A 15,200-nucleotide genomic window follows, 5' to 3' on the forward strand; every position below is an offset into this window, starting at 1 on the left:
ACTGGCTGCATCACTACAATCATCACCGACCCCACACCGGCATCGGCGGAAAAACACCCATCGAACGCCTACGTGTTCACAACCTGCCCGTGAAGAACAGCTAGGGCGCTACGCAGCGCAGTCACCTCCGGCACCTGCGGAGGCGAGTCGCGACGGTATGCCAGCGACCACACGCCGGTATCGACCAGGAGTGCCATCAGGGATCGGCAGCGAGGTTACGATCCAGCGACCGACGATCGTCCTTGTAGTCGTAGGAGTCGTCCCAATCGAGGGTCCCAAACGACTCGACGAGCTTGGCCTGCGCGCGGCGTGCGATGAACTCTTGGAGAGCCAAGGTCACCGCCTCTTTCTTTGTTCGAACCCCGCTAACCGCGAGCGCTTCTTGGAGCAGCTCTGGATCAATACCGAGATTTGTAGCCAATGTGAATCACCTCACACACGATTTTACACAGAGCCATGTGTGGACGCTGACGTCCTCATCCTATGGCCGCCTCCTCCGACACCAGGACTTTCATGTCTGCCTCGGTGAGCGGGATGTACTGCTCCGGGCTGTTGATTGGCAACGACACCCCGTCAACCAGCGGACCGCCGCCGCCCGCAAAATGCGGCTGCGGCAGGGTGGCCCACATCGAATATTCCGGTGGCGCAGTCAGATCGGTCCAGGTGCTCACGATACCGAGTTGACCGTAGGCAGCCAGCGTGGAGAGATCGGTCAGCACGACGGGCCCGTGCACCGCAGCGACCGCCTCAACTACGGCCGGGACCGCTTGAGCGACAAAACCCCGCAGGCCCTCGCGGTCGGTGGCGGCACCGGCATCGGCGGCCAGGATCATGTTCCAGTCAAGCCCCACCGCGGCGGCGCGCTCACGCATCGCGTCCAGGATCGCGTCGGTGACGTTGATGCGGGTGGCTCCGAACCGCCCGCAGAGCGCGTCGGCCACCGCATCGCAGTGTCCCAGCGGCACGCCCAGCGCACGGAACCGACGTTCACCGGAACCGATGGCGTGCAACAACCCTGATCCCGACTCGACCCCGGCCGGCGACGCGACGGTGATGGTCTTGAAGGTGGGGATCGTCGACCCTTTCGGCTCGCTCGTCGCCGGGAATTGATACCGGGCTCTGGTCTCGTTCCAGCCCATACCGGGCGCCACGAAGGCCACCATGTCGTCGAGGGCCGGACGACGAGGCAAGGCGCCGCGGAGGGCCGGGAAGCGGGCATTGAGCCGGTCCTCAAGCTCGGTACGGCCGAAGGCATCCTTCTTGGACAACCCCTGCAACACGATCCGCACCGCCGCGTCGACCGGCAGGGTGGACGCATGCAACTCGTCTCGCGAGGTGAGCCCGATCTCCGGCGAGGCGGTCGCCGCGATCGCCAGCAGCACGTGAGCGTCGATCTCCACCTCGGACACGTCAACACCGAGGACCGAGGCCGCATCCTTGAGGAGGCGGGGCTCGGCGTCCGCGGCAGGCACCAGCGCGGTCCCCTGCTGCTGCGCTGCGGCGACCAGACGTTCCGCCGAACGCGCCAACGCCGCCGGCAACCGACGATCGACTGCCTCGGTGGCGAGCATCGCCACCGTCCCGGCCCCGTGGCGACGCACCATCTCGATGGAGGTATGCCCGGCTTGGTCGGCACCGGTCCCCTCGGACTTCTGACCGCACGCCAGCACCAGCCGCAGCACCCCGAGTGCGGCACGTTGCGGATCGGCGACACCGTTGATCTGCATGTCCGCCACTGCTTCTCGGGCCAGCAGATCCGGACTGGAGGCACCGCCCGAGGCCACCAGGAGGGTGTGCGCACGCTGATACAGGTCGCCGACGGTGAGCGCCAGACGCTGCGCGGTGAACGCCCGTACCGGGTCGTCGGAGTGCAACAATCCACCGAACTCCCCGAAGATCTGCGCGACGCGCCCCGGCGTGACGCCGACACGCGCACCGAGGTCCGCGTAAGTGACGAACGGGTCTTCCGGGGCGTTCTCATGGGTGCCGAGCAGCAATTCGAGCACTTGCCGGCGCATCACTGTGGGCTTGCGGCCCGCTGCGTTCTTCAGGTCGGTGATCAGGTGGGCCAGCGAGTCATACGGCGGGACAGCGGGCTGGGGGTCGTCGTCGAATTCGACGGCGATGGTCGGCGCGCCGGGTCGCTGCTTATCCGCGGTGGGCGTAGCCGAAGCCTTGAATGCCGCGACCCAGGCCTCGCGCATGGCGGCCGCGGTGTCGTGGCGCCGCCGGGCGTCGCGCGCCAGCGCCGTGCGGAAGAACTCGGCGAGCGCCGCCGCGCGGGTCGGGCTCAGACCCGCGTCGGTGAAGACTTCGGCGTCGACGGAGACGTCGTCGTTGATCGCGCGGGGGTCCGAGAGCCCATCACCGTAAACCGGTGTCGATGCGGTCGCCATCTCGTAGAGCACCACGGCAGCCGAATAGCGTTCCGCCGCAGAGTCAAAAGCGGTGCGCGTGCCCATGCCGAGGAAGGGGTCGCGGTAAGGCGGGGTCCCCGACTCGATCTGGGTGACGCCGGCCCGCGACAGCGAGAAATCGAACAGGGCCAGCCGCGTCTTGGCTCGCTTTCCCTTGGTCGCGGTCCGCGCCATACCGAGGTTCGCCGGTTTGATGTCGCGGTGGGCGATCCCGATCGCGTCGAGAGCCATCACGGTATCGAGCAGTTCGGTGCCCCAGGTCTTGAGTTGCGCCTCGCTGAGCGCCATGTGCCGGACGAGGTCCGAGAGGGTCTGCTCGCCGCAGTCGGACAGCAGCAGCGCGGTGTGCCCGGACAGGTCCAGCGGCGGTCCGAGGATCTCGACGACACCCACGATCTTCGGATTCTGTTGTCCCAGTTGGTTCAACACCTCGGCTTCGTCGTAGAGCCGGGCGGTCGACGAGTCGTCGAGGCCCACCTTGAGGACCCGCTGCGCGTCGTCGTCCTCATGGTCGTGCACCAGCACCCCGCGGGCCGTCGAGCCGGCACCGAGCACCTTGATCACCTCGAACCGGCCATCGCCGAGTTCGGTACCCGGAAGCGGGTTCAGCGGATCGGGTGCTGGTTCGGCGTTCGGGCGGTGTTCGGCCGAGTATCTCTCCAACGCTGCACGAAACTCCGCTGCCCCGAAGCGTGGCAGACCCGACTTGGGGTCGGTGTCGACCCGGTCGGACACCGACGGCTTGGTGGCCTGCAGCACCAACGTCCGCAGTAGCTCGTCGACGAACCGACCGCCCGAGGCGGCGAGGTCCAGGCCGCCTTCGCTGCGCAGCCGCTGGAGCAATTCACTCCGGCTGCGGGCAGGCGACTCCTCCGTCAGAAGGAAATAGGCCAGCGCACCAAGGGAGAAGACGTCGACCGCGATCCGGTCCGCGCTCGGCGACCACCGGTCCTCGGGAGCCTGGTAGACGTCGTCGTCGCTGGCCGTCCCCGGGGACTGCGGGCCGAGCATGGTTGAGGACGCCGACGCCGACGTCGAAGAGTGGATGCGGCCGGCCCACGACCAGTCGGCGAGCCGGATCTCGACCTTCTGCTCCTGATCCAGCCGTCCGGTGTTGATCAGCACCGAACTCGGGCTCAGTCCGCGGTTGGACACCTGGTTGCGGTGGGCGTAGGCCAGCGCGTCAGCGACCGCCGCGAGGATCGTGATCTGCTGCTCAGCGGTCAGCGCCCGGGTTTCTACGGCGAGGTCCAGTGGCTCATAGCCGGAGAGCTCCGGGTAGATGAGGACGGTGTTGCCGTCATCGTCCAAAGTGAGATCCTCGGGCGGGACGATCGACTCCTGGCGCAGCGATTTGATGAGCGTGTACTCGCGCTGGATGCGCCGGTGCGCCGCGGCGCGGGTCTGTGGTGGGGCACCGCGACGGGCGGTGACGATGCGTCCACGTCCACGGTCACCAGTGAGCTTGTGGACGACCTCGAACTCCTGCCAATCCTCGCCGCTGGCGATGGTCGAGCCGGTGATGGTCCATGAGCCGGCGTCCCGTTCGGTGCGGCGGGTCGCTCCGAGTTCCCGCAGGGCCAGCGCGACGATGACGCTCATGTCCTCGCCGTACTGTCGTGGCCCCTCGCTGGGTGGCTCGAGCAGGCGGGCCGCGATGCCCGGGAGCCCCGTCTGGTCCTCGCGCCCGTCGATCCCGTACAAATTGGACTTGGCCAGGTCGGAGAGGTCGGCGTGGAAGCTGTCGCCGTGGAAGAACACTTCTTCCTGGATGAACGGCAACGACCGCAGCACTGCATCCACATTCAACCCGTTGTTGAGAGCGACCTTGCGGGCCTCCTCTTTGAGTCGCGATGCAAGCTTCTGCGCCTTGTGGCGGGTGGTGAGCAATGCCGAGCGCTGGGTGCGACTCTGCCGGCTATGCCCGGTCAGGATCCAGTTCTTCTCGTTGCCGGTGAGCACGCCGTTGTAACTCTTGAGCTCCACCATGTGCAGCCGCCGGCGGCCGAGAACCAGGGCGTCGACCTCGTTCCACCCCCCGTGGTTGTCCATGAACTCGAAGTTGGTCCAGACACGGTAAGGCGTCGTCAGCGGAATGATGCTGCGCAGTAGCTCCAGCCCTTCAGCTTCGTGGGCGTACGCCGACTTGGAGACCTCGATCCACCGGTCGTCCGACGTCACGTCACCCCTTGCTGAACTCACCGCTACCTGCGGCTACTGAGGTTATCAACTCGCGGGTGGTGGCAAGTCGTCACGCGATATCTCGCTGGGCCCGCAGAGCCGGTGCCTGATCCCTGCCTGTGCGGTTCAACGCCGACACGGTGCACCCGCCACGCGCCGCCGTGCTCCTCCAGCTCGGTCGAGCCCTCACGCGGACGCCTTGCCCGCGCACTCTCAGTTCGTCCAGCTCGGCCTTGCGACAACACCCGCCACGGCCACGTACCGCTGCCCAGCCGGCCCCCTGCCGAGTCGCTCACCCCCGCGAGAGGGCCCCAGACTCACCACCGGGTGGGCTGGTCGCCAAACGCCGCCGTCTGCACCGCGGCGGCGTTCCCAGCCGTGGCGCACCACATTGCGTAACGCCACCGATCGTTCGCGCCGCACACCGCGACTGTCGAAGCGCCGCACCGCAGAGCGGCCACCGCCGCGACGCATCCGCGCTATCCGCTCCACGTTGTCGCCCCGGGGAGCCAGAAACGGCGTGCTGTCGCGGGTCTGTCTCGGCCGCGATCTCACGCACACCGGGTTGTAGTACTCACGCAAACCCAGCACCCCGTTGCCACGCTGCTGTGCCTGCAACCCCAACGCATAGCGATGCGAACGCACGCAAAGACCATACGTCGGGGCGTGAGGAACGTAGCCGTCGGCGCAGATGCTGCAATGCGGCGGCGTTGGCTCCTATGCGACGTGACTGTCGAAGCGCGCTAACTGGGCCGCAGGCTGACGCCGATCAACAACAACTCGCCGCGCCTCTCATGGCCGTCAGCCCTAGAACCGACACCGAAAAACCGCGTAGCCATAACGCTTCTCGATGACGCCACTGGCCGCCAACCTGTTCAACCATGAGCTGCCCGCGGCTACGTCCGCTCAGCCGCCGCGGGCCGGATCGCAGCGGCACCGCACAACAGCGTCTCGCCTGCAGTGCGCCCGCCGAGCCACGTGCGCTCCGCTGTGGTGTTCGCGTCTCGCCTGTCCCTCGGTTCTGGACGCAGCGCCGCTCGGGATGCGAGCGTCCTAGCTGAGGTCGCATCAGGAACCGCCGCCGAGAGGCACTGCTGGATAACCGCCTAATGCATGTGATCGTTTCTCGCACTGCGTTCCTCCACTTTCGGTGCGTGCCGCAGCATCGCGCGGACTTCGCCGATGCCGTCGCCGGTCAGCTCGGCGATCGTGGTCAGCGTTTCACCACTTTCCTGCAGCAGCTTGACCGCCGCGCCAGCCTCGGCCCGAGTGCCGGCACGCCGCTTGTTGGCCGCGTCGCGCACCTGGTCGGTCACCGCCGCCAATCGCTGGGTCTCCCAGGCGTCGATTTCAACCAGTCTGGCCTTGGCCACCATGTAGTTCGCCGCGTTCTCGATGTTCGCCTTCTCCCGAGCCGCGCGGGCCACATTGGCGCGCCGGGTCGCCTCTCGCGCCCGCCGCCGGGCTTCCACTTTCGACGTACCTGCTGCTGTCATGAACGGGACCATAAGAGCGATCAGGCGGTGCGGGCCACCACCACAGCCACATTCGCCGTTCACCAATTTTTCCGCCGCCACACATGCCGCACCAATGCTCCCGACTCACCCACCGTTCACCCCTCCGCCTCGCCACCGGCCGACCGCCCACTCAGCTCACCTCCGCATAGGCCCCTGCCACACCCCCTCAAAAGCCACACACCTCTTGCATGAAGGTCACGGTTTGGTAACGGCCATTTCGAAGGTGGCTGTGATGGTGGCTTTTTCCGCGGCTGGCTCCGTACTTTCGGGCGCATGCAGACCGAGGGGTGCGCTCGGCGGTGATGTCGATGCACAAGCTGACCGCCGGGGACGGTTACCTGTACCTGGTGCGGCAAGTCGCGGCCGCCGACAGCACCGAACGGGGCCGCTCCACCCTGGCTGACTATTACTCGGCCAAGGGTGAATCGCCGGGCCGCTGGATGGGCCGCGGCCTGGCTGCGTTGGCCGACACCGGAGCCCGTGAGGTCAGCGACGAAGTGCGTCAAAACGTGTGGGCCGTCGAAGGCGGATCCGTGGTCACTGAGGCGCAAATGAAGGCCTTGTTTGGGTTGGGTTGGCACCCCAACGCCGACAAGATTTATGGCCATCTGTCCCCGCGGTTGGGCGTTCAACCCGCAACCGCGGCTGGCCAGTTAGGCCGTAAATATCCTGCGCAGGAGGAGCCGTCGTCGGAGTTCACCCGTCGTGTCGGAAAAGCGTTCCGCGCTCACAACATCGAGGCCGGTCTGGAGGGCAACGCCACCATCGACGATGACGTGCGGGCAGGCATCCGTACACAGGTGGCCCAGGAGATGTTCGCCGAGCAATTTGGCCGCGACCCGGCCGATGAGCGGGAGCTGTCAGGGTTCGTTGCGCGGGCCACCAGGGCACGCACTACAGCGGTGGCCGGCTATGACTTGACGTTCTCTCCGGTGAAGTCGATTTCGGCGCTGTGGGCGATTGCCCCGCCGGAGATAGCCGAGCAGATCGAGGCCGCTCACGAGGCCGCGGTGGCCGACGTGTTGGAGTGGCTGCAAGACAACGCCGCCTTCACCCGTACCGGCACCAACGGTGTCGCACAAGTCGACACCGAAGGGCTCATCGCGGCGGTGTTCACCCATCGCGATTCGCGTGCCGGGGACCCCGATCTACACACCCATGTAGCGATCGCCAACAAGGTGTCTTACCTCGATCAAAATGGGGTGCGCCGCTGGCTCGCGCTGGATGGACAACCGCTGCACCGGGTCATCGTGGCGGCTTCGGAGATGTACAACACCCGCATGGAAGTTCACACCATCGACCGCCTCGGTGTGGACTTTGCCGAGGCGTCCCGTGAACGCGGTAAACGACCCGTGCGCGAGATCGTTGGGATGTCAGTGGAATTGATGATGCGGTGGTCGAGTCGCGGTATCGCGATCAAGGCCCGCACCGCCGAGCTGGCCAAGCAGTTCCAGCACGATCACGGCCGCGAACCCACCACCATCGAATCCCTCGCACTGGCTCAACAAGCGACGCTGGAATCGCGTGAAGCCAAGCACGAACCGCGCTCGTTCGCAGAGCAGCGCGCCACCTGGCGCAACCAAGCTATTGAAGTCCTCGGACACGATGGATTGAACCGCATGCTGGCCACAGTTTTGGCCCCGCGTCGCGCCCAGAAGACGCCGGAAATCACCGCGGAATGGGTGGCGTCGCGTGCTGTCGCACTCGTCGCCACCGTGGCCGAAACACGCGCGACGTGGCAGGCCCACCACGTGCGCGCCGAGGCCCTGCGGATGGTCCGCGCCGAAGGCGTCGTACACGTGGCGGGGCTTGTCGAACGGCTCACCGACACCGCACTTTCCGAGGCGTTCTCGGTGCCCCACGCCCGCGTCGAGGACGGCGAGTTGGGCGAGCCTGTCGCATTGCGTCGCCGCGACGGTTCGAGCGTCTACAGCCGCCACGGCGTGGCGACCTACACCAGCCGCGACGTGCTCACTGCCGAGGAGCGCATCCTGGCCGCTGTCGCACGCTGCGACGGTCGTATGGCGACGGCGTCCGAGGTCGATCTCGCGCTGTCAGATTCGGCCGCCCGCGGCAAGCCACTCAACCTCGGTCAGGCCGCGCTCGTCGAGCAGATGGCCACCAGCGGACGCCGCGTCGCATTGGCGCTGGCGCCCGCCGGGGCGGGCAAGACCACGGCCATGGCCGCGCTGGCGCATGCGTGGCGCAGCTCGGGCGGACATGTCCTCGGATTGGCTCCGACCGCGGCCGCGGCGATCGTGCTCGGGGAGGATCTGGGCGCGACCACCGACACCCTCGACAAGTACGTCCACTGCGCTGATCCGGACAACGCTGCGACATTCGGAACACCGCAGTGGTTCACCGACATCGGACCGGACACGTTGATCATCGTCGATGAGGCCGGCATGGCGTCCACCGCGGGTCTGGACGCGATGATCGCTGACGCTCAGCGCAAGGGCGCGAGTGTGCGTCTGGTGGCTGATGACTGCCAGTTGGCGTCGATTTCCGCTGGCGGGGTGTTGCGCGACATCGCCACAGAGACCGGTGCGCTGACGCTTTCGGAAGTCGTGCGGTTTCACTCCCGCGCCGAGGCCGCGGCGTCGCTGGCGCTGCGCGGCGGCGATCCGGCCGGGATCGGCTTCTACATCGACTCCGGGCGCATCCACGTCGGCACCGAACAAACCGCCGCGGACACCGCGTTTTCGGCGTGGCTGGCCGACCGCAACGCCGGGCGCGACAGCCTGCTCCTAGGACCCACCAACGCGATCGTCGACGACCTCAACGCCCGCGCCCGCACCGCACGAATTGCTGCCCACGTTGAGGCTGACCCGAACTGGCGGCCGGGTCGGGAAACCGTGCTCGCCGACCAACTCCGCGCCAGCGTCGGAGACGTCATCCGCACCCGCCACAACGCCCGCTGGCTGCCCCTGTCGGGCACTGATTACGTCCGCAACGGCTACACCTTCGACATCCTCGATGTCGCCCGCGACGGAGCGCTCCGGGCTCGCCATCGCGGCACCGGGCATGAGATCACCCTGCCGACCGATTACGTCACCGAACACGTCACCCTCGGCTATGCCAGCACCATCAACGGCGCCCAGGGCGCCACCGCCGGGCACAGCTGCCACGTGGTGGGTGCTGAGCACCTGACCCGCCAACAGCTCTACGTCGCCCTCACCCGCGGCCGCGCCGAAAACCACCTGTACCTCTCGACCGCCGAAACCGACCCGCACCGCATCCTGGCCCCCAAGGCCACCCACCCCGACACCGCCGTGGACGTCCTGTCCCGGATCGTGGCCCGCGACGGCGGCCAGGTCTCGGCCACCACCACCGCCCGCCAGGCCGCCGACCCGACCCGCAGACTGGCCGCAGCCGCCGACATGTTCACCGACGCTCTCGGCGCTGCGGCCGAGCACCAGCTCGGCGCGGGTGCCCGCGACCGTCTCGACGCCATCGCTGAATCAGTGCATACCGATCTCAGTACCTGCGCAGCGTGGCCGGTACTGCGTCGTCGCCTGGCCGTCCGGGCGCTCTCCGGTGCCGATCCCTGCGAACTGTTGGCCGCCGCCCACGCTCGAGGCGGCCTCGACGATGCCGCCGACGCGGCCGCGGTGCTGGACTACCGCATCGACCCCACCGGTTCCGCCGGCCGCGACTGCGGGCCGCTGCGCTGGCTGCCCGCCATCCCCGACCCTCTGGCCGGCGACCCGCAATGGGGCGACTACCTGCGCCGCCGCGGACAACTCGTCAGCGACCTGGCCGACCAGATCCGCGAACAAGCCCGCGCCTGGACCCCCGACACCGCGCCGAGCTGGGCACAGCCCCTGGTCACGGCCAACCCTGCTCTGGCCGCAGAAATCGCCGTGTTCCGAACCGCCACTGGGGTCGACGGCGCCGACACCCGCCTCACCGGCCCAGCCCAATACCCGGTGGCCACCCGCGCAATCCAAGACCTGCTGCAACGCCACGGCACCGACGCCATCGAGCGCAACAGCGCCGACCCCACCCGCTTCAACGACCTCCTCGACCAGATCGACCCCCGCATCCGCGCCGACGCCTACTGGCCCACCCTGGCCGCCCACCTCACAAATGCCGCGCGCGGCAACGACATTAGCGATGCGATCACCGCGGCGGCCCAGCGAGGACCGTTGCCCGATGAGATGCCCGCCGCGGCGTTGTGGTGGCGGCTGGCCGACGCGTTGTCCCACACTGCGGCCATACCCGATCGGACCGTCGTCGACCACGCCACCGCCCGGGGCGACGGCGTGCACGCAAGCATTGCCGCAGAGCGTGCGCTCGTCGAGGTTCTGGCCGCCTCCTGGCGCAACGCTGACCCGCTCCCCCTGGCGCGGCCACGCACCGACCCCGCCGCGGTCGCGCTGTCGGTGCCCTACGTCGTGGCCACCGTGGCGGCCGAGCGCTACACCCCCGAACTCGCCGAAGCGATCCACGCCGCGGCCACCGACGCCAACCGTCACCACGTCCGCGTTACCGCGACACCACAGCCCGACCGGCTGAGCCTCAACCACCTCGCCGAGCAGATCACCATCCACGAACCCACTCGGCGCGGACCGGTCATCGTTGTTGAGGACGCCGCGACCGCCGACCCCGACGCCCTCGCGGCCGTGGCCACCGCCCTAGTCCCCGCACACGGCCGCCTCCTACTCATCGACAACGGACAGCCCGGCAGCGCCCGACCACTCCTCGACGGACTCACCCTCCCCTGGGCTGAAAACACCCGCCCCGCACCGGACATCGACAATCCCAGACTCGCCGCCGCCGCCGACGAACACCGCGCCATCGCCGCCCGCAGCTGGCGAACCCTCACCACCGGACCCACGCGCGATCGGGGCAGAGACCGCGACCGCGGACACGGCCTCGACATTGACTGACGGGCACCGCACCCGATATAGATCGTTGACGGTATATATCGAACTCGATATAGTGGGGTGTGGGTGATGAGTGGCGGATCATGCTCAGCGGCGAAGTGGAGCGCTGGTATGCCGGTCTGTCTGAAAGTGAACTCGCCCAGGCCGATCAGGCCCTCGACCGGCTCACCGCCGAGGGCATCACCCTGGGCATGCCGCACAACCGCTATCTCTCAGAAAAACTGTGGGAGTTGCGGTTTCGCTGCGGACAGGTCAACCAACGCATAACCTACACCGCCGACCCCGACCGCCAGCTGGTCACCTTGACCACCTTCCGCAAACAACGCCAAAACGAACGCAACGAGATCACCCGCGCACGCAAAGCGCTACGCCGCCACCAGACCAAGAAGGGATAACCCAACCATGGCCGTCAAGACCGCCACCGCGAAGAAGACCGCTGCCCCGAAGAAGGCCGCCAAGAAAGCCCCCGCCGCTGCGAAGAAGGCCGCCACCAAGAAGGTCGCCACCGCCAGCGGTGGGGTCGATTATCGAACCGCCCGCGCCCAGCGCCAGGCCGCCCTCACCGACGAGCAGCGCCAGACCTACGAGCAGGCCTACCACGACGCCGGCCGGGCGATGGACCTCGCCGAGCTGGTCTACGCCGCCCGCACCGAGGCCGGCCTCACCCAAACCCAGCTCGCCGCCGCCATGAGCACCAGCCAATCCGCCATCGCCGCCTGGGAGAACGGTGCACGCATCCCCGGTATCGACGCCCTGGAACGGCTCGCCGCAGCCTGCGGGAAACGCCTCCACATCGCCATCACCGCCGCATAACCCCAGCGGTCAGGCTGTGTCCCGCAGCCAGGTTGTAAGAGTCGCGCGGCAAATGGCGACGGCCTGAGAATCGATCACCTCGATATCGCGGAGCACGGCCTCGCACTCCTCGGCTGAACAGCCGAACTGCATAAGCTCTGTCATCCACATCATCAGCGGTCGGGCACTATCCCCCGTAGTGGGCCACGTGGCCCATATCCGGCCGAAGGTGGCGGCCACGCTGTCACGGAACGCCGCACACACCGTGTCATGGGCTATGTCGAACAGCCCTTGAGCCTGCTTCGCGTACGTAGCGAGCTGCGGTATCCCGAACTCGCGTTCCAGCACCGACGGAGCGGCGAACCCGAGTGCAGTGCGCCAATGCTGTTGCGCAGTAACGCTATCGGAACTAGGGGCGCATGGCCGAATGAAGAGGAGATATTGGCCGCCCTCGGTGTAGTCGGCCTCTCGCCAATCGGGGTCACGCCCAGGTATCCGGATCCTCGGCGGTGCTTGCAGCGTGGTGCGATCCCAACTCACGACCGGCGGGTCCAAAGAGGCGTTCGCGCACACCATCTTCAGCGTCGCACCGATCCGTTCCAGCTGGTGGGCGTACCCGGTCAGCGGATAGCTCGGCGGCGCCGAGGTCTCACCCCAGAGACCGTCCCCGGCCGACACGTGAAACTCTCGCGCCCACAGAGATGCTTGGTCGATGGTGTTGGCCAGCTCGGCATGCCAGCGCTCCAGCTCGACTCTCCAGGCCGCGCCGTCCGCACCCTCTGGAGTCCTCATCGAGGAGCCTCGTATTGGAGGTCCTCTTCAACGCTCACGAGGGCTTTGGCGATCATGTCGCGCAGGTCAGGGTCGCCGGTAGCGGCTGCGGCGTAGCACATGTCGGGTAGCGGCAGCGGACACCTCGACCACCCGCCGATGTGTTCGGCGGTACGCGCAACGAGCCAGTGCGCCCGGTAGTCGGCCAGCTCTTCGGTGGTGTCGCTGGGATCGGCGACCGCGCCGGTATTGGTGGCGAAAGCGGGTCGGCGCATCGCGGTCATGACGTTGAGGGCCTTGGCTGCTTTGTCATAGTCCGCCCACTGCTGCAGGGATGGCTCGCGGTCACTGCCGCGGATCGCCCAGACCAGGCGTAACGCCTCGTCAATACCGCCATCGATGACTAGGGCCTGGGTTGTTGCTGTGTTGATCATCGCCGCGGTCGCCGCCGAGACGATCCGGTCTTGAAAAATTGGGTCGGCGTCCATGATGCGCAGCAGCCGCGGATACACCTCGGGCCACAGCACCGCCAGCCGGTGCACGTGCATGTCGTCGAGCACTGGGGCGGGCACATCGACGCCTTGTTGTAGCAGCGGGTTGGTGTCTCCCGAGCACGACGGTGGATGCTCCACCCCGGCATCGCGCAAGACGTTGACTCCCGCCGTGGTGGCTGCTGCAACCAGCTTCCAGCCCCACTGGGCGCGCAGCTGGGCGTACTCGACGAGGACCCGTGCCGGATCGCCCCAGCCAAACCACCTCTGCCGAAAAGACTCGTCCAGCAACGGATCTGTGGAAAGTACTCGTACGGAGCGCGGAACGAACACCCCCGCCGGGATGTAGCTGGACCCGTCATTGGAAGTGATGACCGTCTCGGTGCCGCTCGGAGACCGGAACACCCCGACCGCCCACCCTGCCGCGGGATTGAGCGCCATGTACGCGGCGTGCTGCAGCTTCCAGACCAACTCCTTGGCCGCCGCGGCGTCTGCGGACTCGCGGCGCTCCCGGGCGGCCGCGGTCTGGCCCGCAGCGACCACACTGGCCGGAATCAGGGTCGGGCCCGCAGCCGCACTCGCTGCGGACGGGGCGGGCACTGCCGGGGCATTCGTCGAGCCGACAGTGCCCGCCGGCACAGTTGGCGCCGGGGGTGGCGCACCTGCTGGGGGGCCCATCGAACCCGGCGGCAGCATCATCGGCGCACCACCGCCGCCGGTCCCCGCGCCGGTAGGCGCGGCCGCTGGGGCGGCTGGGGACACCATGCCCGGCTGCGCCCCGGCCGGTGAGACGCCCCCACCGGGGGCCGCTGACGCCGGGGGTGCCGCATGCCCACCACCCGCCGATAGGGCCGGTGACGGACTCGCTGGGGCTGGAGGTGGTGCAGACGGTATTCCGCCGCCCATCCCCGCTGTAGTCGCCATTCCCTGGTTGAACGCCGACGACAACGGCGGTGCGCTGCCCGCACCTGGCACGGCTCCTGAGTTCGGCAATCCACTTGCTGCGCCGGGCATCTGACCGACACCGCCACTCAGCGGGTTAGAGCCCATCCCCGGCATGCCGCCACTTCCCAGGCCGCCGGGCATCTTCGGAACCCCACCGGAACCCATCCCGCCGCCACTCATGCCGCCCATGGACGGCATACCGCCACCGCCGAGCGCTGAGGCCGCTGGTGAAGAAGTCACGCCAGGCGTCGGCTGCGTTACAGGCCCGGTCGCGCCCTTGATCCCCTCGTCACCTGCGGCCGACTTGCTGCCGGGACTAACTCCAGGCTGGGTGGTTGACGAACCTGCCGGATCTGTCGGCGCGTCGTCCACAGGCTTAGGTGCGTCAGCCCCGGCTTCCCGCTTTTCGGTGTCGCTGTAGGGGCTCTCATCCTGTTCAATACCGGGCGACGTATGGTCGACGGGCTGGACTGGCGGAGCGGTAGGAGCATCGCCCCACTTCGTCAAAAGATCTAGTGCCCTTGTGTTTTCAGTGCTTGCCTTGAAGGCGGTGTGGGAGGCCATTGCGGCGGTTACTCCCGCCTCGGTCTGGTACCGGGCTATGCCGTGATACTGGGTCACCAGGGCCTCGGCTTCGCCTGGAAGCTTCGCGCTCGCGATTTTGGCGTCTGCCTCGCGGACGAGCTGCTCCTGACCGGCGCGTGTATCGCGCAGCACCGTGGCGATATCGGCGCACTTGCTGGCGCACTTGTCGTGCCACTCAGCGATCGTCTTGGCCTCCTCGGCCAACACCGCGCCCGCCCGGTGCGCTTCGTCGAAACCCTGCGAATCCGCGGCATCGCGAAACTCCGCGTTGTCAGTCACGATTTTCTGGTGGATTCCGTCCCACGCCGCAGCACCAGCCCGGTAGGTCTGCTCCTGAGTGTCCCAGTGCGTCGCGTCCGGTTGCTCCATATCCGGCGTAACGATCAGCCGCCCATACGATCCCGCAGACCCTCCGACAGCCGGCATTAGCGCAACCCGCACTCGGACGTGATGGCATCGATCAGATCGTTACCGCGTTTTAGTTCACGAGCGGCCTCGTCCCAGTGCCGCATATTTAGCGCGTGCAGCATGTCGATTCTCGTTGTCATCCAGGCACGCAGAGGCTTCGCCGTTGAAGCTGGTGTGGCGTCAGACAGTTGCGTACGCAGGTAC

At 67.5% G+C, this 15,200-nt stretch carries 10 protein-coding genes; 4 read left to right on the forward strand and 6 right to left on the reverse strand.

The features are described from left to right. Positions 1-104: integrase core domain-containing protein (locus tag H7I57_RS15475; protein ID WP_264024510.1), on the forward strand; the 104-nt coding region annotated here is incomplete at its 5' end. Positions 105-196: 92 nt separating this feature from the next. On the opposite strand, the gene H7I57_RS15480 is transcribed toward H7I57_RS15475, so the two are convergent. From H7I57_RS15480 to H7I57_RS15495, 4 genes are all read right to left on the reverse strand, one after another. Beyond that, a complete protein-coding gene (locus H7I57_RS15480) occupies positions 197-421 on the reverse strand; it encodes a type II toxin-antitoxin system VapB family antitoxin (RefSeq protein WP_264024463.1) in 225 nt (74 codons plus the stop codon). A 55-nt stretch (positions 422-476) separates the two neighbouring features. After that, the gene (locus tag H7I57_RS15485; RefSeq protein ID WP_264024465.1) at positions 477-4,598 is read right to left on the reverse strand and encodes a protein kinase domain-containing protein; all 4,122 of its coding nucleotides are present in this window, start codon (positions 4,596-4,598) and stop codon (positions 477-479) included. A 213-nt stretch (positions 4,599-4,811) separates the two neighbouring features. Further along, positions 4,812-5,243, reverse strand: coding sequence for a hypothetical protein (locus tag H7I57_RS15490; RefSeq protein ID WP_264024466.1), 432 nt, complete (start codon positions 5,241-5,243; stop codon positions 4,812-4,814). 461 nt (positions 5,244-5,704) lie between these two features. Next, entirely contained in the window at positions 5,705-6,175 is a 471-nt protein-coding gene (locus H7I57_RS15495) for a hypothetical protein (RefSeq protein WP_264024468.1), read from the reverse strand. Between the two features lie 242 nt (positions 6,176-6,417). Here H7I57_RS15495 and mobF point away from each other — a divergent pair, with 242 nt between their 5' ends. From mobF to H7I57_RS15510, 3 genes are read left to right on the forward strand one after another with little or no spacing between them, the layout of a single operon-like run. Next, positions 6,418-11,007, forward strand: coding sequence for a MobF family relaxase (gene mobF, locus H7I57_RS15500; RefSeq protein ID WP_308204368.1), 4,590 nt, complete (start codon positions 6,418-6,420; stop codon positions 11,005-11,007). 59 nt (positions 11,008-11,066) lie between these two features. Continuing rightward, entirely contained in the window at positions 11,067-11,399 is a 333-nt protein-coding gene (locus tag H7I57_RS15505) for a type II toxin-antitoxin system RelE/ParE family toxin (RefSeq protein ID WP_264024471.1), read from the forward strand. A gap of 7 nt (positions 11,400-11,406) precedes the next feature. Beyond that, the gene (locus H7I57_RS15510) at positions 11,407-11,817 is read left to right on the forward strand and encodes a type II toxin-antitoxin system RelB family anti-toxin (protein ID WP_264024472.1); all 411 of its coding nucleotides are present in this window, start codon (positions 11,407-11,409) and stop codon (positions 11,815-11,817) included. 9 nt (positions 11,818-11,826) lie between these two features. On the opposite strand, the gene H7I57_RS15515 is transcribed toward H7I57_RS15510, so the two are convergent. Together H7I57_RS15515 and H7I57_RS33765 are read right to left on the reverse strand one after the other, a co-directional pair. Then, the gene (locus H7I57_RS15515) at positions 11,827-12,588 is read right to left on the reverse strand and encodes a hypothetical protein (RefSeq protein WP_264024473.1); all 762 of its coding nucleotides are present in this window, start codon (positions 12,586-12,588) and stop codon (positions 11,827-11,829) included. After that, positions 12,585-15,014, reverse strand: a complete 2,430-nt coding sequence (locus H7I57_RS33765) for an EspK C-terminal domain-containing protein (RefSeq protein WP_372510235.1) — start codon at positions 15,012-15,014, stop codon at positions 12,585-12,587. Before H7I57_RS33765 ends, H7I57_RS15515 begins: the two co-directional genes overlap by 4 nt. Between the last annotated feature and the right edge of the window lie 186 nt (positions 15,015-15,200).

The sequence above is a fragment of the Mycolicibacterium pyrenivorans genome (assembly GCF_025821625.1).
Lineage (GTDB): Bacteria > Actinomycetota > Actinomycetes > Mycobacteriales > Mycobacteriaceae > Mycobacterium > Mycobacterium pyrenivorans.